The 631-nt window shown below is 55.5% G+C and carries 1 pseudogene; it reads right to left on the minus strand.

Annotated features, from left to right (window positions below):
* A pseudogene (locus EAE91_RS23670) lies at positions 1-631 on the minus strand (integrating conjugative element protein); the annotation flags it as partial.

A 631-nucleotide genomic window follows, 5' to 3' on the forward strand; every position in this document is an offset into this window, starting at 1 on the left:
GCTCAAGCGTGGTCAGTGCGGTATTTTGTGCAATCGCCCGGCGCAACTCCATTTCATTCTTCAGGGCAGTAATTTCTCTGTCCAGTGTCGCAATGCGACGATCACTCTCTGCCATCGCCTGCGCCTGCGCAGCGGCATTCGGTTCTGCCTGCCCGGTCATCAACATTCGCCGCATAGTGAGCGCAGTCTCAATGGTGTCTGCCATCGCTAACTCACTGGCCAACCGACTCACCAGCGCACCACTGTCCGGATCACGTTTCAGGGCCTGGACAACCCCGCGAGTCACCACCAGGCTACCCGTTTTGAGTTTTGCCAGATTGACTACAGTAGGCGCATTTTCCCCGCTGACCAGTTTCATCAATTGCTCAATGTTGGTTCTGGTCGCCTCTTCCAGCATCGGCGCAAACCCCGTCCCAGCGACACTTGCACCCGGCTGGTCTTTGGAACCCCCACTGGTACACTGACGACTGTCGGTACAGGTACGAACCGAACGATCACCTAACACGTCTGCGGCTTCTTCACTGTTCTTGAATTTCTGGCAAGCAGCGCCATTACATTGTGTGTGGCTGACATTGGCATGGCTATTCGCCGGCAGGTTGTTCATCATATTGAAGCCGGCTTTTGCCAGATC

Origin of the sequence: Photorhabdus noenieputensis (assembly GCF_018448935.1) — a bacterium.
GTDB lineage: Bacteria > Pseudomonadota > Gammaproteobacteria > Enterobacterales > Enterobacteriaceae > Photorhabdus > Photorhabdus noenieputensis.